Annotated in this window: 23 protein-coding genes; 7 read left to right on the forward strand and 16 right to left on the reverse strand. The window is 66.8% G+C overall.

Annotated elements, in window-relative coordinates; all coding sequences use genetic code 11:
- Window positions 1-3: 3 nt before the first annotated feature.
- The 7 genes from QZ709_RS18220 to fliF form a co-directional block, all read right to left on the reverse strand.
- Window positions 4-639, reverse strand: a complete 636-nt coding sequence (locus QZ709_RS18220; RefSeq protein ID WP_294638897.1) for a flagellar basal body-associated FliL family protein — start codon at window positions 637-639, stop codon at window positions 4-6.
- Window positions 640-778: 139 nt separating this feature from the next.
- Entirely contained in the window at window positions 779-2089 is a 1311-nt protein-coding gene (locus QZ709_RS18225) for a flagellar hook-length control protein FliK (RefSeq protein ID WP_294638898.1), read from the reverse strand.
- Window positions 2090-2137: 48 nt separating this feature from the next.
- Window positions 2138-2617, reverse strand: a complete 480-nt coding sequence (gene fliJ / locus QZ709_RS18230; protein ID WP_294638899.1) for a flagellar export protein FliJ — start codon at window positions 2615-2617, stop codon at window positions 2138-2140.
- A gap of 46 nt (window positions 2618-2663) precedes the next feature.
- Window positions 2664-4058 carry a flagellar protein export ATPase FliI gene (gene fliI, locus QZ709_RS18235; RefSeq protein ID WP_294639126.1) on the reverse strand — a complete coding sequence of 465 codons (1395 nt, stop codon included), beginning with the start codon at window positions 4056-4058 and terminating at the stop codon, window positions 2664-2666.
- 32 nt (window positions 4059-4090) lie between these two features.
- The gene (locus tag QZ709_RS18240) at window positions 4091-5182 is read right to left on the reverse strand and encodes a flagellar assembly protein FliH (protein ID WP_294638900.1); all 1092 of its coding nucleotides are present in this window, start codon (window positions 5180-5182) and stop codon (window positions 4091-4093) included.
- Window positions 5169-6167 carry a flagellar motor switch protein FliG gene (gene fliG, locus QZ709_RS18245; protein WP_294638902.1) on the reverse strand — a complete coding sequence of 333 codons (999 nt, stop codon included), beginning with the start codon at window positions 6165-6167 and terminating at the stop codon, window positions 5169-5171. The genes QZ709_RS18240 and fliG overlap by 14 nt, the downstream gene beginning before the upstream one ends.
- A gap of 18 nt (window positions 6168-6185) precedes the next feature.
- On the reverse strand, window positions 6186-7934 hold the full coding sequence (gene fliF, locus QZ709_RS18250) for a flagellar basal-body MS-ring/collar protein FliF (RefSeq protein ID WP_294638903.1): 1749 nt from the start codon (window positions 7932-7934) through the stop codon (window positions 6186-6188).
- 205 nt (window positions 7935-8139) lie between these two features.
- On the opposite strand from fliF, the gene fliE reads away from it, so the two are divergent.
- From fliE to bamC, 6 genes are all read left to right on the forward strand, one after another.
- Entirely contained in the window at window positions 8140-8499 is a 360-nt protein-coding gene (gene fliE, locus QZ709_RS18255) for a flagellar hook-basal body complex protein FliE (protein WP_294638904.1), read from the forward strand.
- A gap of 48 nt (window positions 8500-8547) precedes the next feature.
- Window positions 8548-9789: an MFS transporter gene (locus tag QZ709_RS18260; protein ID WP_294638906.1), complete on the forward strand. Its 1242-nt coding sequence runs from the start codon at window positions 8548-8550 to the stop codon at window positions 9787-9789.
- A 17-nt stretch (window positions 9790-9806) separates the two neighbouring features.
- Window positions 9807-10010 (forward strand): hypothetical protein, encoded by a 204-nt coding sequence (locus QZ709_RS18265; RefSeq protein ID WP_294638907.1) that lies wholly within the window; start codon window positions 9807-9809, stop codon window positions 10008-10010.
- Window position 10011: 1 nt separating this feature from the next.
- Entirely contained in the window at window positions 10012-10818 is an 807-nt protein-coding gene (locus QZ709_RS18270) for an SDR family oxidoreductase (protein WP_294638908.1), read from the forward strand.
- A gap of 81 nt (window positions 10819-10899) precedes the next feature.
- The gene (gene dapA, locus QZ709_RS18275) at window positions 10900-11781 is read left to right on the forward strand and encodes a 4-hydroxy-tetrahydrodipicolinate synthase (RefSeq protein ID WP_294638909.1); all 882 of its coding nucleotides are present in this window, start codon (window positions 10900-10902) and stop codon (window positions 11779-11781) included.
- 61 nt (window positions 11782-11842) lie between these two features.
- On the forward strand, window positions 11843-13006 hold the full coding sequence (gene bamC, locus QZ709_RS18280) for an outer membrane protein assembly factor BamC (RefSeq protein WP_294638910.1): 1164 nt from the start codon (window positions 11843-11845) through the stop codon (window positions 13004-13006).
- Window positions 13007-13228: 222 nt separating this feature from the next.
- Here the strand turns inward: bamC and QZ709_RS18285 are convergent, their stop codons facing one another.
- The 3 genes from QZ709_RS18285 to QZ709_RS18295 all read right to left on the reverse strand — a co-directional run bounded on the left by QZ709_RS18285 (window position 13229) and on the right by QZ709_RS18295 (window position 15343).
- Window positions 13229-13438 carry a hypothetical protein gene (locus QZ709_RS18285; protein ID WP_294638911.1) on the reverse strand — a complete coding sequence of 70 codons (210 nt, stop codon included), beginning with the start codon at window positions 13436-13438 and terminating at the stop codon, window positions 13229-13231.
- A 160-nt stretch (window positions 13439-13598) separates the two neighbouring features.
- Window positions 13599-14123, reverse strand: a complete 525-nt coding sequence (locus QZ709_RS18290) for a hypothetical protein (RefSeq protein ID WP_294638913.1) — start codon at window positions 14121-14123, stop codon at window positions 13599-13601.
- A 29-nt stretch (window positions 14124-14152) separates the two neighbouring features.
- Window positions 14153-15343 (reverse strand): cupin domain-containing protein, encoded by a 1191-nt coding sequence (locus QZ709_RS18295; RefSeq protein ID WP_294639127.1) that lies wholly within the window; start codon window positions 15341-15343, stop codon window positions 14153-14155.
- A 165-nt stretch (window positions 15344-15508) separates the two neighbouring features.
- On the opposite strand from QZ709_RS18295, the gene QZ709_RS18300 reads away from it, so the two are divergent.
- A complete protein-coding gene (locus QZ709_RS18300; protein ID WP_294638914.1) occupies window positions 15509-16033 on the forward strand; it encodes a peptidylprolyl isomerase in 525 nt (174 codons plus the stop codon).
- 15 nt (window positions 16034-16048) lie between these two features.
- Here the strand turns inward: QZ709_RS18300 and dut are convergent, their stop codons facing one another.
- The 6 genes from dut to QZ709_RS18330 form a co-directional block, all read right to left on the reverse strand.
- Window positions 16049-16501, reverse strand: a complete 453-nt coding sequence (gene dut, locus QZ709_RS18305; RefSeq protein WP_294638915.1) for a dUTP diphosphatase — start codon at window positions 16499-16501, stop codon at window positions 16049-16051.
- A gap of 8 nt (window positions 16502-16509) precedes the next feature.
- Window positions 16510-17742 (reverse strand): bifunctional phosphopantothenoylcysteine decarboxylase/phosphopantothenate--cysteine ligase CoaBC, encoded by a 1233-nt coding sequence (gene coaBC / locus QZ709_RS18310; RefSeq protein WP_294638916.1) that lies wholly within the window; start codon window positions 17740-17742, stop codon window positions 16510-16512.
- Window positions 17743-17780: 38 nt separating this feature from the next.
- Complete coding sequence (locus QZ709_RS18315; RefSeq protein ID WP_294638917.1) at window positions 17781-18836, reverse strand: AraC family transcriptional regulator; 1056 nt, start codon at window positions 18834-18836, stop codon at window positions 17781-17783.
- A gap of 314 nt (window positions 18837-19150) precedes the next feature.
- On the reverse strand, window positions 19151-20221 hold the full coding sequence (locus QZ709_RS18320; RefSeq protein ID WP_294638919.1) for an AraC family transcriptional regulator: 1071 nt from the start codon (window positions 20219-20221) through the stop codon (window positions 19151-19153).
- A gap of 73 nt (window positions 20222-20294) precedes the next feature.
- Window positions 20295-21182 (reverse strand): metal-dependent hydrolase, encoded by an 888-nt coding sequence (locus tag QZ709_RS18325; protein WP_294638920.1) that lies wholly within the window; start codon window positions 21180-21182, stop codon window positions 20295-20297.
- 197 nt (window positions 21183-21379) lie between these two features.
- Window positions 21380-22273 (reverse strand): metal-dependent hydrolase, encoded by an 894-nt coding sequence (locus tag QZ709_RS18330; protein ID WP_294638921.1) that lies wholly within the window; start codon window positions 22271-22273, stop codon window positions 21380-21382.
- Window positions 22274-22364 lie beyond the last annotated feature (91 nt).

Below are 22364 nucleotides of genomic sequence, written 5' to 3' on the forward strand. Positions count from 1 at the left end.
CGCTCACTGGATGATGAACGACGAGTAGGCCACCTGGACGATGGGGTTGTAGAGCTCCACGCGACGCTTCTTCTTTTTCTTCTTCTTGGGTGCGTCGCCCTCGGCTTCTTCCTCGTCCGGATCCTCGACCTCGTAGCCCATGGAGCGGGCCGCTTCACGACGGATCTCTTCAGCCAGATCCTGCTTGCCCTCGGCCGTCAGCAGCTGGACGGACGACTTGTGCGAGAGGATCAGCAGGATGGCGTTGCGAATGGCCGGCATGTAGGCCTTCATTTCTTCGGCCACCTTCGGGTCATCGACCTGCAGGCTCACGCCGACCTGGGCGTAGCGCTCGGCATCCTTGTCGGCCAGGTTGACGACAAAGGGGTCCAGCGGGACAAAGGTTGGCGGCGCGCCGTGGTCCTTGCCATGCTCGGGCTTCTTGGCCGTCTTCGCCGGCTTGGCGTGCTCTTCCTCGCCACCGCCGTCTTCGGCCGCAGCGGCCTCCGCCTCGGCGGCCTTCTTCTTCATCATGAAGAACGCCGCACCACCGCCGCCCAGCAGCAGCACGGCCACGGCAGCAATGATGATGATCAGTTTCTTCGAGCCCTTCTTGGGGGCATCGCCCTCGGCCGGGGCCGCAGCAGGGGCAGCTGACATTCGCTCTTCTCCTGGAGTCCACGATCTGGGTGCTCAATCGGCACGCAGGTCATGGAGGGATTGTCCGAAGCCAGCCGCATCGCGAAAAAGCGATAAGCCCGGTGAAAGGCGCTCGATTCTCAGTCGGCGCCGAGGCCGATCAGGCGTACAGGTCCAGTCCGCCCAGTCGGCCCGGGCGCGGCGCGCTCACCGGACGCATCGCGCCATCGCTGTCCAGGCTGGCGTCCGCATCGGCCCTGTCACCACGGCCCGTGGCAAGCGCACCACGTTCTGCGCTGGCCTGAGCAAACTGCTGGCCGAAGCCCTGCTGTGCGGTCTGGTCCGACACACCGGCTCCGGTCAGGCTCAGGCCCACGCTGTCGAGTGCACTGGACAACAGGGGCATGCTGGCTTCAATGGCCTTTCTCGTTTCTAACGCCGCCGCCGCAAAATCCACCTGAGCCGACTGGCCATCCAGTGAAATCTTCACGTTGATGGGGCCCATCTCGGCCGGATTGAGGTGCAACTCCGCCGTCATCGGTCCGTTCACGCTGGTCTGGCCCACCCACATGCTGACCTGGTCGGCCAGGGCCTGGGCGAAGTCAGGGCTGTAGACCGGTGTGGCAAGGGTGGCGCTCTGGGTCGGGCCTTCGGCCCGGCCGGCCTGTGGGGCGGCGCCCTTCAAGCCACCTGCCATCAGGTGGGCGAAGGCATCGGTCTCGACCTTCTGCTCGCCGGACGCTCCGACCGGCTTCAACATGGTATCGGCCTGCAGTGCCACGGTGCCGCTGGCCTGACGCCACGAAGCGGTATCCAGCGCCAGGGCGCCAGCAGCCTCACCGCCCGGCTGCCCTCCGCGCGGATCCTGGTCGGCCTGGGCGGTCGCCTCTGCCCCCGACTGCAACTGCGCGGCCTCACCCGCCAGGGCGTCGGCCTCCGCCTGGCTCGCCAGCCAGGCCATCAGGCCTTGCGCGTCACCCGGCTGAATCTGGCTGGGAGGCTGAAATTCCCGCGCGACCACGCCGGCGTCGGTCACCGCGGTGTCCTTGCGGTCTGCAGACTCGGGGGGGCGCTCATCGGTCGCCTTGTCCGCCGAGTCGGTGCGCGCGCCCTCACGGGAGGCTGGCTTGGCGCCGCGGTTGTCCGCCCGGGTGGCATGTTTGTCTGCCGGCCGCTGGGCCGCGGTCGGCGCCACGGGCTGTTCTGCACGGGCAGCCGGTGCCTTGGTGGCCACGGGCTGGCGGGCCACCTGGGGCGCCTTGGGCGGCTGGCTGGCCTGCGCGGGCTTGGCCGGCGCCTTGGGGGCCGGCTCTGCAGCCTGATGCTGGCTCATCAACTGTGCGAACGACAGGCCTGCCCCACCCGCCTGCTGGCTCGCCAGGCGGCTGGCCAGGTCACCCAGTTGCAGGCCACCGCCCTGGGCGGCCACGTTGGCGGGAAGGTTCTTGTTGCTGGCAATCGGAGAGCTCATCGCGGGGGTCCTTTCGGCTGCGGCGGCGTTCGGATGGGAGGAGTCGGATCAGAGCGGACCGGCGGCCAGGGGGCTCATGCCGCCCAGGCCGGCTCCGCCACGCGTGAGGCGCGCGGCCATCTCGTCGGTGGCCTTCTGCTCCTGCCGGGATGCACGTTGCTGCGCGTCGGCATGGCGACGGTCGATCAGCTGAGAGACGGCCGCCACCCGGCGCTCACGCTCGATCAGCTGGCCTTGCATGCGGTCCATCTGGGCACGAGCCATGGCCACGCGGCGGTCCTGCTCGGACACCGCCTCGGCCAGACGGGCCATGAAGTCCTGGTAGCAGCGCAGGATCTCCATGCCACCACTCTGGCGGAACTGGGCCTGCCAGCGCTGCTCGTAGTCGCGGCGCCAGTCACTGAGCGACTGGGCCTGCTGGCGCGCGGCGTCGTAGGCCTTGCGGCTGGTCTCCAGGGCAGTGATGGCCTCGTCGCGCTCCTTCTCGGCGGACTCGAGCACCATCAGCAGGGCTTGCACGCCACTCATGCGGCCACCTTCGGATCAACAGGGGTCAGGGACAACAGGGTCGACATCAGGGGTTCACGATCTGGTGAAGTTGGGCCACGCTGTCGTCCAGTGTGGCAGGAGTGTGCATGCCTTGCTGCAGCAAATGCACCATGGCCGGGTGAACCCGGACCGCCAGGTCCAGTTCGGGGTCGCCACCGGGCACATAGGCACCCAGCTGGATCAGGTCACGCGCCTTGCTGTAGCGCGACCACAACTGCCGGAAGCGGCGTGCATCGTCGATGTGGTCGTGGTCGGCCACGTTGTGCATCACGCGGGACGCCGATCGCTCGATGTCGATCGCCGGGAAGTGGCCCGATTCGGCCAGTTCGCGCGACAGCACGATGTGGCCGTCCAGAATGGCGCGCGCCGCATCGGCGATCGGGTCCTGCTGGTCGTCGCCTTCGGACAGCACGGTGTAGAACGCCGTGATCGAGCCATGGCCATTCAGGCCGTTGCCGCTGCGCTCGACCAGCTGGGGCAGCTTGGCAAAGCACGAGGGCGGATAGCCCTTGGTGGCCGGCGGCTCGCCAATGGCCAGGGCGATCTCGCGCTGGGCCATCGCATAGCGGGTCAGCGAATCCATCAGCAGCAGCACGTGCAGGCCCTGATCGCGGAAGTGCTCTGCCACGGCGGTGGCGTAGTTGGCGCCCTGCATGCGGGTCAGCGGCGGGGCATCGGCCGGCGCGGCCACCACCACCGAGCGGGCCAGGCCCTCTTCGCCCAGGATGTCCTCGATGAACTCCTTGACTTCGCGGCCCCGCTCACCGATCAGGCCCACGACGATGACGTCGGCCTGGGTGTAGCGGGCCATCATCCCCAGCAGCACCGATTTACCCACGCCCGAGCCGGCGAACAGGCCGATCCGCTGGCCGCGGCCCACGGTCAGCATCGAGTTGATGGCGCGCACGCCGGTGTCCAGCGGCAGGCGCACCGGGTCGCGCTCCATCGCGTTGATCGGGCGGCGGGCCAGCGGCTCGCTGCGCACGTCCTTCAGCGGGCCCATGCGGTCCAGTGGCTCGCCCTGGGCGTTCACCACCCGGCCCAGCAGGCCGCTGCCCACCGGCAGGTGGCGGGTGCGGTCTTCGCTGCGACGCCACGGGTGGTTCGGGCGCCCCAGCACCGGCGGGTTGACCGGGATGGTGCGCGGCACCACACGGGCGCCACTGGCCAGGCCATGCACCTCGGCCGTGGGCATCAGATAGGCCCGGTCGCCGGCAAAGCCGACCACCTCGGCCAGCACCGGGGTCGATTCCAGCCGGGCTTCGGAGTGGATCTCGCAGACCGCCCCCACGGGCAGACGCAGGCCGGCGGCCTCCAGCACCAGGCCCGCCACGCGAACCAGCTTGCCCTGGTTCTCCAGCGGGGTGCGGGTGATGGCGCAGGCGTCCAGGTCATCCAGGAAGCGATGCCAACGGTCCATGCTGGGCCCCGCCTCGGCTTGCACGGTCATGTTCATGCGTGGCCTCCCTCGTCCAATTCCTCACCGCCGGCTTCGCGCTCTTCGGGGGGGAGTTCGGTGTTGCGCGTGTCTTCCCGGCCGCCGTTCCAGGCCGTCTTGTGGCCGATCGCAGCGGCTGCCAGGTTCCAGCGGGCCTCCACCGTGGCGTCCACCACGGCGATGTCGGACTCCACCAGGCACCCCCCGCGCGCGAGCAGCGGATCGGGCACCACACGCGCACCGCGCGCCTGCAGCAACTCGTCCAGCCGGCCTTGCGACAGGGCCAGGTCATCCGGGTTGAGGCGCAACACGATCTGCTTGGCCGAGGCCAGCAAGGCACCCAGCGCTTCTTCGGCCACCGTCACGACCAGCTCCGGGTTCTGCCGCAATTCGGTGCGGACCACCTGCCGGGCCAATTCGAGCGCCACCCCGGCGATCCGGCCCGCCAGCTGCTGTTCGAGCGACTCCAGCCGGTGGTGAAAGTCGTTCGCCAGCGCGCCGATCTGGTCATTCATGTAGGCGGCCATCTGCGCGCCCTGGGCCTGCTTGTAGCTTTCCAGCGCGGCCAGCCCGTTGCGGTATCCGTCCTGGTAGCCGCTCTGGCGAGCCTGCTCGACCAGCTCGTCCACGCTGGGGCCCGACGGTGCAGCCGGCGCCGCAGCTGCCTCCGCCGCGCGGGCTGCCTCAGCTGCCGCTGCAGCGGCCTCGGCCTCGGCCTGCCCGGGCATCCCGCCCACGATGGGCGGACGCCGCACCGGAGTCGGGCGCGGCCCAGCCGGAGAAACCGGCCTCACACCCGGCGGCATCTGCTGACCCGCGGGGGCAGCGGGGGCCGCTCCGAACACGGGGCGAGCGCCCTGCCCTGAAGCCGGTGCCGCAGGCTGGAAGGGGCGCTGCGCCCGCATCTCGGCCGCAGCCCGTTCCGCCAGCGTCGGCCGGCGCACGCCTGCCTCGACCGGCGGCGCGGGCGGCGGCTCGAAGGTCTCGAGGTTCCAGGCCGACACATTGCCCAGCTCCTCGCGCGGGATGAACCGGGTGTAGGAGCTGTTCGCCTGTCCGCCTGCAGCGGGGGGCGGCGTCTGGGGCTTCGGCTTAGACGTAGTCATCGTCTCCTCCGCTGGCCAGCGTGATCTGGCCTTCGTCTGCCAGGCGGCGGACGATCTTCAGCATTTCCTTCTGCTCGCCCTCGACCTCGGAGAGCTTCACCGGCCCGCGCGACTCCAGGTCCTCGCGCAGCGTCTCGGCCGCACGGCTGGACATGTTCTTGAACACCTTCTCGCGGATCTCGGGCGACGCCCCCTTCAGCGCAATGATCAGCGACTCGGTCTGCACTTCCTTGAGCAGCGTCTGGAAGCCCTTGTCGTCCAGCTTGATCAGGTCGTCGACGGTGAACATGTTGTCCATGATCTTCTGCGCCAGATCGCCGTCCGACTCGCGGATGTAATCCAGGATCGAGGTCTCCAGGCTCGAGCCCATCATGTTGATGATCTCGGCCGCCGGCTTGACCCCACCCAGCGACGACTTCTTGCGCGTGCTGCCGCCTGCCGCCAGCACCCGCGACAGGACCTCGTTCAGGTCTTTCAGCGCCGCAGGCTGGATGCCGTCGAGCGTGGCGATCCGTACCATCACTTCATTGCGATGGCGCTCGCTGAAGGCCTTCAGCACCAGCGAAGCCTGATCCGGGTTCAGGTGGACCAGGATGGCGGCCACGATCTGCGGGTGCTCGTTGCGCAGCAGCTCGGCCACCGACTCCGGGTCCATCCACTTCAGGCTCTCGATGCCGGTGATGTCGCTGCCCTGGATGATGCGGTCGATCAGCAGGTTGGCCTTGTCGTCGCCCAGGGCCTTGCGCAGCACCGACTTGATGTACTCGTCGGTGTCGGGCACCAGCGAGCCCATCTCGACGGCCTCTTCCTTGAAGCGGTCCAGCACCTGCTCGATGCGGTCCTTGGTGATCGTCTTGAGCTTGGCGATGGTCTCGCCCAGGCCCTGCACCTCCTTGGGCTCCAGGTGCTTGAAGACAGCAGCGGCCTCTTCCTCCCCGAGGGACATCAGGAGGATGGCTGCGTCTTCGAGTCCTTTTTCGTCCATGGTCAGACCTGTTCGTGCTCAGTTGTTCACCCAGCCGCGCAGCAGCGTGGCCATGGCAAGCGGATTCTCGCGCGCCAGACGGCGGGCCTCTTCCAGACGGGCGTCCAGCGAGTTGGCCTCCAGGGCCGGCACCGGCTGGCCGTCCTCGCCAATGACCTCGCCCAGACCGGCACCCTGGGGGCCTTCCAGTGCGGGCAGCTCGTTGACATCGTCGACCACGGCGCTGAGCTTGGGCTGCTCGTTCTCGGGAGCGGGTTCGGGCGGCAGCGGCTGGGCGGCCTTGATCGCCGGACGGATGGCTCCGAACACCACGATCAAGGCAGCCAGCGCCAGGCCCAGCGGGACTGCCAGCGTGCGCAGCATGTCGCGCGTTTCAGGGTCCTTCCAAAGCGGCAGCTCTTCCGGCTCTTCCTTGGTGATCTGGAAGGGGGTGGTGATCAGCTTGACCGAATCGCCGCGCTTTTCATCCGCACCGATGGCCTCGCGCACCAGGGCGGTCAGCTTGTCGAGCTCCTCCTGCGAGATGGCCTCCGTGGTTGTCTTGCCCTTTGCATCGGTCGTGGTGCGGTGGTTCAGCACCACGGCCGCGTTCAGGCGGCGGATGTTGCCGGTGCTGTTGCGGATCACACGCACCGTGCGGTCCACCTCGTAGTTGGTGACGTTCTCGCGGCGGCTGGTCCCCGTGCCGGTGCCCTGCTGCGCGGCCCCCAGCGGCTGCGACGCGCCATTGACCGGGGCGGTGGCCGGCACCGGCGGCTGGTTGCTGGCGGCACCGGGGATGCCGGAAGGCGTGGCCTGGCCTTGTCCCGTCTGCTCGCTCGACTGCTGGCTGCGGATGGCGGCCTGGTTGGGCTGCTGGTTGGGCTTGAACTCCTCGGCCGTCTGCTCGACCTGCGAGAAGTCCACCTCGGCCGTCACCTGGGCGCGCAGGTTGTCACGCCCCACCACCGGTTCCAGGATGTCACGCACGCGCTGCGTGTAGTTCGACTCGATCTGGCGCACGTACTGCAGCTGCTGGGCATCCATCCCTGCCTGGGCAGATTCCATGCCTTCCTTCGGCCCCGACAGCAGCGAACCGCTCTGGTCCACCACGCTCACGGCCTTGGGCGACATCTCCGGCACGCTGGACGACACCAGGTGCACGATGCCGGCGATCTGCGCCTTGTCCAGCGAGCGGCCCGGCAGCAGAGTCAGCACGACCGAGGCCGACGCCTTCTGTTGCTCACGGAAGAAACCATTCTGATTCGGCAGCGCCAGGTGCACACGCGCGCTCTCCACACCGGACAGCGCCTGGATCGACCGGGTCAGCTCGCCTTCCAGGCCGCGCTGGAAGTTCAGGCGTTCCTGGAACTGCGTCACGCCGAATTTCTGGTTCTCCATCAGCTCGAAGCCCACCACCGAACCCTTGGGCAGGCCGGCCGACGCCATCTTCAAGCGCAGGTCGTGCACCTTGTCGGCGGGGACCATGATGGCGCCGCCGCCCTCGGTGTACTTGTACGGCACCTGCATCTGCTGCAGCTGCGCGATGATGGCGCCCCCGTCCTTGTCGGACAGATTGGAGTACAGAACGCGGTAATCGCCTTCGCGCCCCATCATCAGCATCGCCACGAAAATGGCGAACAGGGCTGCGATGCCCCCGCCCAGCATGAGCTTGCGCTGCATGGGCAGGTCCTTGAGCCGCTGGACGAATCCAGGCGGCTTGCTGTCGACCACCTCAACGGGTGGGACAACGGCGGCGGCAGAGTTGGGGGCGACTGTGACTTCCATGAGGGTCTTTGCGGGGACCAGGGCACCGCCGATACACGATGCCGCAATCCCACTCGAACGCTCTCATTATTCGGAGTCACGCCGGGTAAAAGTGCCGGGAACAGGCGCAGAAATGCCGAGCAGTTCCCCGCTTCTGTTGCCTGGAGCCTGCGTAGGATGCCGATCGTGGTGGACAGACATCACGCCTTGATCACCTTTTCGGCACATGGACCTCAAACTGAAGCCCTTCGATTTCGCCCAGGCCGCCGCCAAGGCTGGCATGGCCGATGTCGCACGCCGGGTCGAGGCCAAGGCCCGCGCTGAAGCGGCGCAGGGCACCCAAGGTACGCAGGCGGTCGACAAGCCCAGCTTCCAGACGGCCCTGACCGGTGCGCTCGGCTCCATCAGCCAGGCTCAAGCGACTTCGTCGGCGCTCCAGCGCGAGGTGCAATTCGGGAACCCCACCGTCAGCCTGGAAGAAACCATGATCGCCATGCAGAAAGCCCAACTGGGTTTCCAGTCGGCGGTTCAAGTCCGCAACAAGCTCGTTCAGGCTTACACGGATATCATGAACATGCAGGTCTGAGCCGCCTCCGGCTCGGCTGCCGCCGGGCGGTCGCGCGCCCCACCTGCCATGCCCCCCTCCGTCCGCCCTCTGCCCCTCGGGCCGCTGCTGCTGTGCAGCGCCCTCGTCGTCACCCTCTCCATGGGCATCCGCCACGGCTTCGGCCTGTGGCTGCAGCCCATCATCATGGCGCACGGCTGGCAGCGCGAAGATTTCGCCCTGGCCCTGGCACTGCAGAACCTGGTGTGGGGTGCGGCCGGCCCCTTTGTTGGATGGTGGGCCGACCGTACCGGCGCCTGGCGTGTGCTCTGGACGGGCGCCGCGCTCTATGCGCTGGGCCTGCTCGGCATGGCCACCAGCGGCCACCTGCTGATGTTCAACATCTCCACCGGCGTGACGATCGGCCTGGCGCAGGCGTGCACCACCTACGCCGTGGTCTACGGGGTGGTGGGCCGACATGTCAGTGCCGAACGGCGCTCGTGGGCCATGGGCCTCGTGGCCGCGGCCGGGTCTTTCGGTCAGTTCCTGATGGTGCCGGTCTCCAGCTGGCTGATCCAGAACCTCGGCTGGTCCCATGCCCTGATGGCCCTGGCCGCCAGCGCCCTGCTCATCGCCCCTGCGGCGATCGGCCTGCGAGAGCAGCGTCAGTCCAACTCGGCACCGTCCCCGTCCGGCACCACCGCGACCACCGAAGCCCCGCTGGGCGCCCTTGCGGCGCTGCGTGAAGCCTTCCGGCACCGCGACTACCTGCTGCTCACAGCCGGCTACTTCGTCTGCGGCTTCCAGGTGGCCTTCATCGCCGTGCACCTGCCCAGCTACCTCAAGGACAACCAGCTCGAGCCACAGGTCGCCACCACGGCGCTCGCCCTCATCGGCCTGTTCAACGTCTTCGGCACCTACACGGTCGGGGTACTGGGCCAGCACCTGAAGAAGAACCTGATTCTCTCCGCCATCTACCTGCTGCGGGCCATCGTGATGGTCCTGTTCCTCCTCACCCCACTGACGCCCCTGTCGGTCGGCGTGTTCGCTGCCACCATGGGCGCCCTGTGGCTGTCCACTGTCCCCCCCACCAACGCTGTCGTGGCCCAGATGATGGGCGTGCGCCACCTGTCCATGCTGGGCGGCATCGTCTTCTTCTCACACCAGATCGGCTCTTTCCTGGGCGTCTGGCTGGCCGGCCGGCTGTATGACACCACGGGCAGCTACCAGGTCGTCTGGTGGATAGCCATCGCACTGGGCCTGGTGGCCTTCGCGCTCAACCTGCCCATCCAGGAGCACCGCCAGCCCGCACGGCGCCTGGTGACCGCCTGAGCACGCCGCGCCCCGCCATGTCGCCTTCTCCACCCGCGGAAAACGCCAAGCCCCGGACACCTGGGACGGCCTCAGAATCGGCGCCCGACCGGCCCCTGCCGGTCGGATGGCGCATCGCCGCCTGGCTGGCCGCCCTGGCGGTGCTCGCCGGCGTGTTCGCGCTGTATGCCCGATCCGGCCTGGTCTTCGACCTGGCCACCCGCCTCTGGAGCTGTTTCTGACATGAGCGTCGTCCTCATCACCGGTGCCTCGGACGGCATCGGCGCCGAACTCGCGCGGCAACTGGCCACCACCGAAGGCCGGGACCTGCGCCTGGTGCTGGCCGCCCGCAACGCCGACAAGCTCGAATCCGTGGCCCAGGCATGCCGTGTCCATGGCTGCGACGTGCTGGTCCGCCCCACCGACGTCGGCGACGAGGCCCAGTGCCGCGGCCTCATTGCCGACACCGTCTCCCGCTTCGGGCGCCTGGACACCCTGGTCAACAACGCCGGCATGTCGGCCCACGCCCTGCTCGAAGAGGTGACCGACCTGCAGTGGTACCAGGACCTCATGCGCATCAACCTGTGGGGCAGCGTCTGGTGCACCCACGCCGCCCTGCCCCACCTCAAGGCCAGCCGCGGCCGGATCGTCGCCGTCTCCAGCCTGGCCGGTCTGGTGGGCGTGCCAGGGCGCACTGCCTACAGCAGCACCAAGTTCGCGATGAACGGCTTTTTCGAGGCGCTGCGGGTCGAACTGGTGCCCCACGGCGTGAGCGTCACCCTGGCCTATCCGGGCGTGGTGGCCACCGACATCCGCTACCGCGGCTTCAACGCCCAGGGGCAGCCGGCCGGCCGCAGCGGCCTGGACGAAAGCGGCGCCATGTCGGTCGAGACCTGCGCCCGCCTGATCCGCGAAGGCATGAAGGCGCGACGTCGCGACATCGTCATGTCAACCAAGGGTCGCCTGGGCCGTTGGATGAAGCTCATTGCCCCCGGGCTTGTCGACCGCCTGGCCCTGGCAGCCCTGAACAAAGAGGTCCGGCCCCACTGAGCCGCCCCGGCACCGCCACGGCCTTCTCCGGCCGGGCGGCCGCCCACGCCTGATTAGAATGGCAGGATTGAAGGAAGCACCATGACAACCATTTCCGGCAGCATCGTGGCCCTGGTCACGCCCTTTCACGAAGACGGCAGCGTGGACTACGACAGCCTGCGCAAGCTGATCGACTGGCACATTGCCGAAGGCACCAACGTGATCGGTGTGGTCGGCACGACCGGCGAATCGCCCACCGTCTCCGTCGAAGAACACTGCGAGATCATCCGCGTGGCCGTGGAACAGGCCAAGGGCCGCGTGCCCATCATGGCCGGTGCCGGCGCCAACTCCACGCGCGAAGCCATCGAGCTGTCCCAGTACGCCAAGAAGGTCGGCGCCGACTGCACGCTGCAGGTCGTGCCCTACTACAACAAGCCGACCCAGGAAGGGATCTACGCCCACTTCAAGGCCATCGCCGAAGCGGTCGACATCCCGGTCGTGCTCTACAACGTGCCCGGCCGCACCGTGGCAGACATGACGCCGGAAACCGCCCTGCGCCTGGCCCAGATCCCCGGCATCATCGGCATCAAGGAAGCCACCGGCAACATCGACCGCGCGGCCTGGCTGGTGCGCCAGGCGCCGAAGGGGTTCTCGGTGTTCTCGGGTGACGACCCCACTGCCTTTGCCCTCATGCTGCTGGGCGGTCACGGCAACATCAGCGTGACGGCCAACGTGGCACCTCGCGCCATGGCCGAGCTGTGCGCCGCCGCGATGGCCAAGGACGCTGCCCGCGCCATCGAGCTGCACATGCAGCTGCTGCCGTTGCACAAGCAGTTGTTCTGCGAGCCCAACCCGATCCCTGTGAAGTGGGCCCTGACCCGCATGGGCAAGGTTGGTGGTACGCTGCGCCTGCCCTTGACCGAACTGACGGCTGGCGGCCAGCAATTGGTCGAAGCCGCCCTGCGCGAATCCGGGGTGCTGTAACCCACCCGACGTCCGGCCAGGCCGTCGCTGTACGGCCCGGCCGGTCTCATTGCCTCCATCCATGTCGATCCAATCCCGTCACCCGACCACGCTTGCATTGGGCGCGACCCTCTCTGTCGCTCTGCTCACCTCCGGCTGCTCCGCCCTCGACAATGCCTTGTCCGGTGACAAGGTCGACTACAAGACCAGTGGCGCCAAGACCGTGCGCCTGGATGTCCCCCCCGACCTGAGCCAGTTGCCCGGACAGACCCGCTATGGGCAGATCAGCACCGGCCCCGTGTCGGCAAGCAGCCTGGCCCGCGACACCGCCCGAGCCGAAGCGGCCGTGGCACCCGGCGCCGCCGTGGCCCCCAGCACGCAAGGGGTGGTCAAGCTCGAGCGGCAGGGCCAGACGCGCTGGCTCGCCGTGGCCCTCCCGCCTGAAAAGGTGTGGGATGAAACCGAAGCCTTCTGGGACGAGATGGGCTTCGAACTCACGACCAACCGGCGTGACATCGGCCTGATGGAAACCAACTGGGCCGAGAACCGCCGCAAGGTACCCGAAGGCGGCATCCGCAACCTGCTGGGCAGGGTGTTCGAGGCCCTGTACGACTCGGGCGAACGCGACCAGTACCGCACCCGCATCGAGCGCGCGGCCAATGGCACGACCGAGGTCTACATCACCCACCGCGGCATGACCGAAGAGTACGTCGACGCCCGCAAGGAGCAGACGACCTGGAAGGCCCGCCCCAGCAACCCGGACCTCGAGGCCGAGATGCTGTCGCGTCTGATGGCGCGCCTCGGCGCACCGAAGGAAGCCGTGGCCGCCGCCAAGGCCGAGGCTGCACAGCCGGCCACTTCGGTTGCTGAAAGCAAGTCCGCCGCCATCGCAGCGCTGGACGCCTCTGGTACCGGGTTGAGCGTGGCAGCCGACTTCGACACGAGCTGGCGCCGCGTCGGACTGGCGCTGGACCGCAGCGGCTTCACGGTGGAGAACCGCGACCGCAAGCAAGGCTTCTATGAAGTCCGCCTGTCGAGCACCGATCCGCAAGCCCAGAAGCCCGGCTTCTTCAGCCGCCTGTTCGGCAGCAGCAAGAACGAGGAAAGTCTGAGCCGTTACCGCGTTGAAGTCAGCGGCCAGAGCCGCGCTCAGACGCTGGTGCGCGTGACGGACGAGAAGGGACAGGCCACCAGCACCGCCACGGCGCGCCGCATTGCGAAGCTGCTGGTTGATGAACTGAACTGAACGCCTGCTCCCCACGGGAGCGCCGTTCCCAAGAGACCCGACCCGGCCGACGCCCGGTCGGGTTTTTTCATGCCGCGCCGCCTTGACGGGGAACCTCGCGACAACCCTGAGGGCGCGGGCCCGCGCCCACCACGGCGCCGGCCGCATTCTCCCGCAAACAGAGAAATCCGGCCGAAAAAAAACCGCTCCGAAGAGCGGTTCTTTTGCAGAATCGAACCGAGATCAGTTCGAAGCGGCGTCCGAAGCAGCCGAGGCAGCTTCCGGAGCAGCAGGAGCAGCGTCCGAAGCAGCTTCAGGAGCCGAAGCGACTTCAGCAGGAGCCGAAGCTTCCGAAGCAGCCGGAGCGACTTCAGCAACGGGCTCTTCCTTCTTGCCGCAGGCGGCCAGAGCCATGGCAGCGATCAGCGAAGCCAGCAGGAGCGACTTTTTCATGGTTGTGTCCTCAAAAGGAGTGTCAGTTAAAACCGGGGTATTGGAACTGTGCAAAGCCCACAGTCCCATCAAAAACGAGACAAGGGCAAAGGATGCATCACAACGGAACGGCCGTTGCGTCACATTCAACTTGGGATTATAGGGTCTCTACGACCTTTCCCTAGAGCCCAAGGGTGGTAGGGGGCAGGGCCTCCGACGAGCGTTGCAAAATTACGTCAAGTTCGGCACGCCACTCGCCGATTCTGACGGGATCGCGTGTCCACAGACCGGTTCCGCGCAAAGGATCCAGCACTTTCACAGCCAGGACATCGCCGACGATCACGAGGGTGGGCACCTCGTCCTTCAGGCCCTCGTGCGCTTCACGGCAGGCGACACGGTGCGCCCAGGTGGTGCGCCACGCGACCCAGCGCGGATGCCGGCCAGGCAAGTCGTCATAGCGCGCGGCCAGCAGCGTCGCATGGCGCCGCCCACCCGCCAGGGCCCACTGATGCCAGGTTTCCATCACAGCCCGCTCCCCCAGGGGCCAGTGAGCGAAATGGGCATCGGCCAGCCAGACATCAAGGGCCTGCGCGGCCGCCAATGCCATGGCGGCACGGAACCGATCCTCGGCGCCGCGCCAGCCTTCGATGCGCCCCGTCTCCGGGGTCCCGCCCTCCGACGGCTCGGGCAAAACGGCTTCGCTCATGGCGGGTCTCCCCTCGGACTTGGTCCGGTTCAGCCTGCATGCGGATGGAGCCAACCATCCTCCGCCCACTGGTCCAGCAGTTCGCGCAACGCCGGGCTCGCCTGGGCGACCGTGCGCGCATCCAGCCAGCGCTGGTCCGCCAGTCGCTGGAGGTGCCGTGCATCCTTGCCCGCGGCACGCCATGACTCACCGTTTGCAAAGACACGTCGGCCGTCGTAGACCATGCGCGTGCGCGCGTCCAGCCGGACGCCGACCCCATCGGGCAACGGCTCCCCGGCATGGAACCACACGCGCGGCTTGGGTTCGGTCAGGACTTCCCCGAGCGCGGTCTTCAGCGCCTCCGGGTCCTTCAGCAAGCGGGCCACGGCCTCTGCCGCAAAGCCCTGCAGCGCTTCGGGCACCTGACCAGGCTGAGTGGTCGCCGGCTGGTTCGGATCCTTGTAGAGCCGGGGCGTCTCCGGAGCATCCAGGCCTTCCACCCAGCGCACCAGCACCTCACGGGCCAGTTCGGTCGCCTCCGGCACGCGGAACCCGATCGAGCACGTCATGCACTCTCCACCTTCCGCGATCCCGTCATGCGCCCAGCGAGGCGGCAGGTACAGCATGTCGCCGGGCTCGAGCACCCACTCCTCCTCGGGCTCGAAGTTCGTGAGTATCTTCAACGGCACATCGGGTTGCAACGCCGCATCCTTCAGCGGCCCGATCCGCCAGCGGCGACGGCCGTGCACCTGCAGCAGAAACACGTCGTACGAGTCGAAATGGGGGCCGACACCGCCCTGCTCGGTGGCAAACGAGATCATCAGGTCGTCCAACCGGGCATCCGGCACGAAGCGGAATTGCTGGAGCATCGCTTCTGCGGCCGGCACGTGCATGTCCAGGCCCTGTACCAGCAGGGTCCAGCCGGGCTGCGTCAGGGCCGGCAACTGACGGCGCGAAAACGGCCCATGCGCCAACCGCCAGCCCGGGTCGGGCTCGGCACGGCGCCGGGCCGGCTGCTTGCCTGCTGGCGCACCCGAATCGCCCGAGGGCAGTGACTGCACGATGAGCCGGGACTCGACCTCTTCCTCTGCGGCGAGGGCGAACAGTGCCGCACGGTCCAGCGGCGGCTGCACACCGGGCATGGCCTGCCGGATGAGCAACGGCTTCTTCTGCCAGTAGCGCCGCATGAAGACCTGCGGGCTGATGCCACCTAGCAGCGGAGTGGGCGCGTCAATGTCGATGGCCGGCGCCACCAGAGACGGAGCCACCGCGGCAATCGGGGTGGTCGGGGCAGCCGCAGCATTGCGGCGGGGAGCGGTTTGTCGAGACATGCCGCGATTGTGCGTCGAGCCGGGTGCCGGACAGCTGAGCGCGCTCAATTCCGCATGCCGTGAGATGATCGCGCCATGATCATTTCTTCTCCGTGCGTGGTGAGCCTGTGGTGGCGTCTCGAGGACGCCCAGGGCCAGTTGATTGATGAGTTGCAGGAACCGATGGAGTTTCTGGTCGGCGGCGAGGACCTGCTCGCCAAGGTCGAAGAGACCCTGATGGGCCAGAGCGAGGGCTTCGAGGCCCACCTGTTCCTCGAGCCCGAGCACGCCTTCGGTGATTACAACGCGGACCTCGTCTTCTTCGAGTCACGCGACATCTTCGTGGACGGCGTGTCGGAAGGCATGCAGTTCGACGGCCCGCCGGACGGGGCCACGACGCCGGATCTGCCCAAAGAGGCGATCTACACCGTCACCGAGGTGTATGACAGCCATGTCGTGCTCGATGGCAACCACCCGCTGGCGGGTCTGGCGCTGCGCCTGTCGCTGAAGGTGCACGACGTGCGCACCGCCACCGAGGAGGAGATCGAACAGGGTTCGGTTTCGGCATCGCCTTTCAGCCTGGCGCCGCCGTCTGCGCCGCCGGGCGAAACCCTGCACTGAACGGCGCAGGGCGCCTCAGCCGCGCCCGGTGGAGCCGAAGCCGCCCTCGCCCCGCGCAGAGGCCTGGTCGAAGCTCTCCACCTGTCGGAAGGTGGCCTGCACCACTGGCACGATCACCAGCTGGGCGATGCGCTCCATGGGCTGGACGGTGAAAGCGGCCGGGCCGCGGTTCCAGCAGCTGACCATCAAGGGGCCCTGGTAGTCGGAGTCGATGAGCCCGACCAGGTTGCCCAGCACGATGCCGTGCTTGTGCCCCAACCCCGAGCGCGGCAGGATCATCGCAGCCAGCCCTGGGTCCCCCAGGTGGATGGACAGACCGGTAGGAATGAGCTCGGCCTGCCCGGGGGCCAGCACCAGCGGCTGGTCCAGACAGGCGCGCAGATCCAGCCCGGCACTGCCCGGCGTGGCATAGGCCGGCATGGCATCGGCCATGCGGGGATCCAGGAGACGAACGTCGACGGTGGTCATGTGAAAGGTCAGGCGGGAAGTCGTGCAAGGCGGTCGGCCAGTTCCTGCATCAGCAGGCGCGCGAGGCTGAGCTTGTCAGCCTGGCTGCCGTCCGCGGGCAGGGGATGGTGGGATTGGGCATCGACCACCAGCAAGCTGTTGTCGTCGCGGCCGAACGTGGCCGGCCCCAGGTTGCCAATGATGAGCGGGATGCGCTTGCGCTGCAGCTTGGCCTGCGCGTGCATCAGCAGGTGTTCGCTCTCGGCGGCAAAACCGACGCAGTAAGGTGGCCGCGGCAAGGCCGCCACGGCCGCCAGGATGTCTGGGTTCTCGGTCAGCTCGAACGTGGGGGCCACCTTCTTGCCTTCCTTCTTGATCTTCTGATCACTCTGAGAGGCCGGCCGCCAGTCGGCCACAGCCGCGGTGGCGATGAACACCTCGTGCACGGCCGCAGCTGGCAACACCACGTCGTACATCTGCTGCGCGGTCATCACATCGATGCGGCGCACACCGGCCGGAGTGGGCAGGTGAACGGGGCCGGCCACCAGCGTGACGTCGGCACCGGCTTCCTGCGCGGCGCGGGCAATGGCAAAGCCCATCTTGCCGCTCGAATGGTTGGTGATGCCCCGAACGGGATCGATGGGCTCGAACGTGGGCCCCGCCGTGACAAGCACAGTACGCCCTGTCAGCACCTTGGGCTGGAAATGGGCCACGAGCGCGTCGCGCAAGGCTTCGGGCTCGAGCATGCGACCGTCTCCGGTCTCGCCGCAGGCCTGATCGCCGCAACCAGGGCCCAGCACGACGGTACCGTCGGCCTGCAGGGTGGCGATGTTGCGTTGGGTGGCCGGATGGGACCACATCTCGCGGTTCATGGCCGGCGCAACCAGCAGCGCCGCGCTCTCCCGGGGACGGGCCAGGCAGGTCAGGCTCAGCAACTCGTCGGCGCGGCCCGTGGCCAGCTTGGCGAGGAAATCGGCACTGGCCGGCGCGATCAGGATGGCGTCGGCCTCCCGCCCGAGGTTGATGTGCGGCATGTTGTTCGCCGCCCGGGCATCCCACTGGCTGGTGTACACCAGTCGCCCCGACAAGGCCTGCATCGTCACCGGGGTGATGAAGGCCTCGGCCGCCTCGGTCATGATGACCTGGACGGTGGCGCCGGCCTTGGTGAGCAGCCGCACCAGTTCGGCGGACTTGTAGCAGGCGATGCCGCCGGTCAGGCCCAGCACGATGTGCCGGCCTTGAAGCTCATTGCGATCTGACATGAGCCGGGACTCTATCAGGCTCCCGGCCGCGACGCGTCTCAGCGGGCCACGCCCACCGCATTGAGTTGATTGCGGTAGGCGCTGGGCGACAGTCCGGTCCAGCGCTTGAATGCGAAGGTGAAGGCGCGACGGTCGGAGAATCCCAGCTCGGTGCTGATGGACTCCATGCTGATGGCGCGACGCTTGAGCATCACGCGAGCACGGTGCAGCTTCGCCTCGGACTGGATGTCCACGTACTTGACGCCCTCGGCCTGCAGACGACGCTGCAGGGTTCTGGGGTGCAGGCCCAGGGCCCCGGCGGTGGCGTCCAGCCCTTCGCGCAGGAGCTCGGGGCGGCGCTCCAGCGCCCAGCGGACCTCATCCGACACGCGGCGCGACCCGCCTTCCTGGTTCAGGCGGCGCTCGATCATCTGGCGCGCTCGGGTCAGCACCTGCGGCACCGGCGTGCGCAAGGGGGCGTCCAGCCAGCGCCGATCCATGACGAGCGCGTCCATGCCTTCGTCGAAGAACACCGGGACCCGGAAATGGTCGTTGAACTCCTGTGCGTAATCCGGCTTCGGCCCGGACACGCGCACCGACAGCAGCCATTGCGGCTCCCGCGTGGCGCGGGTGATGAGCTGGTAGATCGCGGCCAGTACCACCTCACGTACCGAGGCGAGCTTGGCGCTGTCGGCGTGCGGGACCGTCATTTCGACCCGCAGATGGGCTTCGGCGTTGAACTCGTCCAGGCGCAACTCCATCCACGGCGCAACCAGTTCGCGCGCCCAGCCGGCCAGCTCGAGGATGTCGCGCACCGTCGAGCAGGACGCGATGAAGGCATCGAACTCGGCGTAGTGCTCGAAGACAAAGCAGTCCCCGAGCACAAAGGGGAAATGCCGCCCCTTGGCCCGCTCCACGCACTGGGAAAAGGCCTTGAGCAGGGCCTCGGGGGTCACCCGCAGTTGCGCCTGCGTCTTGTCATTGAGGCCGATGCCGGCCTCGCTCAGCGCCTGCTCGACGTGAAACCCGCACACGGATGCGGCCTGGCGCCAGCTACCCAGGGCAGGCAGAGGAACGGACGACGTGGTGGGGCGTGTGGCTTGCGAGGCTTGCATGGCGGTCCTGTTCAGGTCGACTACACAGTAAGGACGGGTGATACATCTGACAACCCATCTTTCCCAATTTGATGCCGTTACAAATCGCGTTAGACGGACATCGCATGTGTCTGAATTTAGGCCCCACCCCGGTGGCCGCCAAGGAATGTTGGACGCCAAATGGGATGAATAAGCGTCACTCCCCCCATCCCAGTGGCCTGAAAGAGCCAAATGGTACCGCGTGGTTTCCCTTGGTGCGGTACAAAAGGCGCAAAAACAAGGCCCCCCCAGGGGCCCTTCCGACTACATCCGTTACAAGATTCGGAGACCGGAAATCACAGTTGGCGCTCCCGCCATGCACTGGGTGTACAGCCTTCCCAGCGCTTGAAGGCGGCGGTGAAGGCACGTCGATCCGAGAACCCCAGACGCGCACTGATGTCGTCGATGGAGAGCTCGCCCCGCTTGAGCCAGTCGCACGCCAGGCGATGGCGCATCCGAGCCTGCACCCCCAGGTAGCTGTCGTTCTCGTCTTTCAGGCGCCGCTGCAGGGTGCGGGGATGCAGGTTGAGGCGATCCGCCATGTCCTCGACCCCCAGCGCCAGCAAGGCGGGCTCGCGGGCAATGAGCTCTTCCACCTCGGCGGCCACCCCCTGGCGCCGGGCCTCCTTGCCCAGGCGCTGCTCGGCCAGTCGCTGTGCCTGCTCGTGCAGGGCAGGAAACGCCCCCTCCAACGGCACGTCGAGCGCCGCGCGATCGAAGATCAGCGCGTCCTCCTTCTGCCCGAAACGGACCATGCCCTCCGGGAAGAAGCGGCGCATCTGCTCGGCATACGGCGTGGCGTCTTCGGCGATCTGGAAGTGCACCGCGCGGAAGTTGTCCTCGTGGCCCACCAGGTTGCGCCCGAACTTGCGCACACACGCCATGATCGCGTGAGACACCAGGTGCAAGGGCAGGCCGAAGCTGGTCAGGTTCGGCACCGGCACATCGAAGCCGATGACGACCTTGGCCTCATCGCCCTTCTCCTCCAGTTCGATGGTGATCCAGGGCAGCACCACCTTGCGGGCCATCTTGGCCGCATTGAGCGCGTCGCGCAGCGTGGGGCTGGTGGTCAGCAGCGTCTCGAATTCAGGCAACGATTCGAAGGCAAAGGTGTCCCCCAGCACCAGCGGAAAGTAATGGTCCGGAGACATGGCCACGCACTGTTCCAGCACGGACACCATCTGCAGCGGCGACACCCTGGCCTCTTCGAGGCGGATGAGGTCGATGGTGATCCCCGCCTCTTTGAACAAGGGCTGCACGTTGAAACCGCACTTGGCGGCGGCCTTGATCCAGCTGGACAGCATGAACAGCGGGATGGGCTTGATGCCCAGCGCCTCCAGCATGGCGGGCGGAAGTGGAATACGCATAAACGAAATCGGCACACTCCCAATGAGTGTGCCGAAGTCTAACCAGTTCAGGCAGCGCGCGCGGCGGAATCCGTCAGCGCACCAGGGCAGCGCGCATCAGTTCGCTCGCTTCGACCGGGTCACGGTTGACGCTGAAGGCAGCCAGCCACTGCTCGTAGCCGGGCTGCTCCGTTTCCTGCCATGGATGGAAGTTCACTCGGTAGTAAGGGAAGTAGTGCTTGATCAGCGGGGCCAGCAGGCCCGACGGCTTGAGCAACCACCACATGCCCTTCATCTGCATCTTGCGGCGCTCCCACCACGAGAAGCCGTCCATCTTCAGCATTTGATGGCAGAAGTAGTGGATGGTGAAGGGAAACATCACGCTGGTGTGCAGCATGGCTCCGATGCGTTTGAAGTAGCCCACCTTGGCATGGTCGATCATGACGTCATACGCCACCCCCTTGTGCTCGACCTCTTCAATCGCATGCCAGGCATACATGGCCCGGACGCGCGGATCCGCCTTCTTCATGATGTCGCGCTTGTCGAACAGCGTGTGCGCGCCGATCGACGTGAAGTGCTCCAGCGCACACGTGATGGCCAACGTGTACTCGCGGCTGCGGTGCCCGCGATAGTGGACAAAGAGCAGGTCGTCCAGCCACTTCGTGAGGCGATCGACATCGATGCCCTGCTGACGCAGGCGTTCGTTGTACTGGTTGTGCACCATGCTGTGCTGGGCTTCCTGGCGGTTGAAGCCCTTGATCTCGTCGAGCAACTGCGGATCCCGGATGCGGTCACGGAAGTCACGCACGCAGGTCATGAAGAATTTCTCGCCTGGGGGAAAGATGATCGACATGGCGTCGAACAGTCGGGTCTTGAAAGGATCTCCCTCGAACCAGTACTTCGGAATGTCCTTGTCGTCGAGGTTGAAGTCGAGACGCTCGCGCGGCACGATGGGGTGCAGGGCGGGGTACTTGGTGGTCATGGCTTGCCTCTTTGTTGTGTTGTGATGCAATGCCGTCATTCTTCGGAACACCCCTTCTACCCAGAAGGATGAAGCGTGACAGCAAGGTTTCGGCTGCGACACCCAGCCATCAGGGGTTTCCCGGGGTGCCGAGCAGACGAAAAAAAGGGCCCCGAGGGGCCCTGAATCTCTTAGGAGTCGAGAAAGGATGGTCGTGATCAGAGTGCCAGTGCCATGCGCGTTTCTTCGCTGGCCTTGACCGGGTCACCGCTGGCGTTGAACGCCGCCAGCCACTGCTCGTAGCCCGGCTGCTCGGTTTCCTGCCAGGGGTGGTAGCCCGGCTTGTAGTACTGCCAGTAGGCCTTGGCCATGGGCTGCAGCAGGCCGCCCGGCTTGAACATCCACACGATGCCCTTGGCCGACAGCTTCAGCCGCTGCCAGCCGGTGAAACCGTCGTGCTTCAGCAGCGCATGCTGCACCCGGTGAATCGTGACGGGGAACATCACGGTGGCATGCACGAGGGCCGCCACGCGCTTGAAGTAGCCCACCTTGGCGTAGTCTTCCATCACGTCATAGGCCACGCCCTTGTGCTCCACCTCTTCGATGGCGTGCCAGTTGTACATGGCCCGCACCCGGTGATCGGCGTGCTTCATGATGTCGCGCTTGTCGAACAGGCTGTGGGCGATGATGGACGTGAAGTGCTCCAGCGCCGAGGTAACCGCCAGGTTGTAGCCCTTGCTGTACTTGCTGCGGTAGTCCTTGTTCAGCATGTTGTCGACGAAGGCCGTCAGCTTGTCGACATCGACGCCCTGCTTGCGCAGGCGGTCATTGTCCTGGCGGTGCACCATGCTGTGCTGGGCTTCCTGCAGGTTGAAATCCTTGATTTCCTGCAGAAGCTTGGGATCGTTGATCTGGTCGCGGAAATCGCGCACGCAGTTCATGAAGTACTTCTCGCCCGGCGGGAAGATGATGGACAGCGCGTCCCAGAAGCGGGATTGGAACGGGTCGCCGCCCATCCAGTACTTCGGAATGTCGCCATCCAGACCGAACTGCAGCTTCAGTCGCGGCACGATGGGGTGCTTGGCGGTGGCTTTGATGGTATCGGTGCTCATGGAGATCTGCCTCAGGAGGGGTTCATTTTGATTCCCACTTTAGAAAACCGATGCCGATCCCGACAGGATGTTGCGCGACTGGAAGGATTCC

This window comes from uncultured Aquabacterium sp. (assembly GCF_913773725.1).
Taxonomy (GTDB): domain Bacteria; phylum Pseudomonadota; class Gammaproteobacteria; order Burkholderiales; family Burkholderiaceae_C; genus Aquabacterium.

Excerpts from the sequence above, each read along its gene's own strand:
- dapA (WP_294638909.1), top strand. The coding sequence starts at position 10,900 with ATGACAACCATTTCCGGCAGCATCGTGGCCCTGGTCACGCCCTTTCAC.
- coaBC (WP_294638916.1), bottom strand. The coding sequence starts at position 17,742 with ATGTCAGATCGCAATGAGCTTCAAGGCCGGCACATCGTGCTGGGCCTG.
- QZ709_RS18320 (WP_294638919.1), bottom strand. The coding sequence starts at position 20,221 with ATGCGTATTCCACTTCCGCCCGCCATGCTGGAGGCGCTGGGCATCAAG.
- fliE (WP_294638904.1), top strand. The coding sequence starts at position 8,140 with ATGGACCTCAAACTGAAGCCCTTCGATTTCGCCCAGGCCGCCGCCAAG.
- QZ709_RS18240 (WP_294638900.1), bottom strand. The coding sequence starts at position 5,182 with ATGACTACGTCTAAGCCGAAGCCCCAGACGCCGCCCCCCGCTGCAGGC.
- QZ709_RS18325 (WP_294638920.1), bottom strand. The coding sequence starts at position 21,182 with ATGACCACCAAGTACCCCGCCCTGCACCCCATCGTGCCGCGCGAGCGT.
- QZ709_RS18265 (WP_294638907.1), top strand. The coding sequence starts at position 9,807 with ATGTCGCCTTCTCCACCCGCGGAAAACGCCAAGCCCCGGACACCTGGG.
- fliJ (WP_294638899.1), bottom strand. The coding sequence starts at position 2,617 with ATGAGTGGCGTGCAAGCCCTGCTGATGGTGCTCGAGTCCGCCGAGAAG.
- QZ709_RS18315 (WP_294638917.1), bottom strand. The coding sequence starts at position 18,836 with ATGCAAGCCTCGCAAGCCACACGCCCCACCACGTCGTCCGTTCCTCTG.
- dut (WP_294638915.1), bottom strand. The coding sequence starts at position 16,501 with ATGACCACCGTCGACGTTCGTCTCCTGGATCCCCGCATGGCCGATGCC.
- QZ709_RS18330 (WP_294638921.1), bottom strand. The coding sequence starts at position 22,273 with ATGAGCACCGATACCATCAAAGCCACCGCCAAGCACCCCATCGTGCCG.
- QZ709_RS18270 (WP_294638908.1), top strand. The coding sequence starts at position 10,012 with ATGAGCGTCGTCCTCATCACCGGTGCCTCGGACGGCATCGGCGCCGAA.
- QZ709_RS18300 (WP_294638914.1), top strand. The coding sequence starts at position 15,509 with ATGATCATTTCTTCTCCGTGCGTGGTGAGCCTGTGGTGGCGTCTCGAG.
- bamC (WP_294638910.1), top strand. The coding sequence starts at position 11,843 with ATGTCGATCCAATCCCGTCACCCGACCACGCTTGCATTGGGCGCGACC.
- fliF (WP_294638903.1), bottom strand. The coding sequence starts at position 7,934 with ATGGAAGTCACAGTCGCCCCCAACTCTGCCGCCGCCGTTGTCCCACCC.
- fliG (WP_294638902.1), bottom strand. The coding sequence starts at position 6,167 with ATGGACGAAAAAGGACTCGAAGACGCAGCCATCCTCCTGATGTCCCTC.
- QZ709_RS18220 (WP_294638897.1), bottom strand. The coding sequence starts at position 639 with ATGTCAGCTGCCCCTGCTGCGGCCCCGGCCGAGGGCGATGCCCCCAAG.
- QZ709_RS18290 (WP_294638913.1), bottom strand. The coding sequence starts at position 14,123 with ATGAGCGAAGCCGTTTTGCCCGAGCCGTCGGAGGGCGGGACCCCGGAG.
- QZ709_RS18225 (WP_294638898.1), bottom strand. The coding sequence starts at position 2,089 with ATGAGCTCTCCGATTGCCAGCAACAAGAACCTTCCCGCCAACGTGGCC.
- QZ709_RS18285 (WP_294638911.1), bottom strand. The coding sequence starts at position 13,438 with ATGAAAAAGTCGCTCCTGCTGGCTTCGCTGATCGCTGCCATGGCTCTG.
- QZ709_RS18260 (WP_294638906.1), top strand. The coding sequence starts at position 8,548 with ATGCCCCCCTCCGTCCGCCCTCTGCCCCTCGGGCCGCTGCTGCTGTGC.
- fliI (WP_294639126.1), bottom strand. The coding sequence starts at position 4,058 with ATGGACCGTTGGCATCGCTTCCTGGATGACCTGGACGCCTGCGCCATC.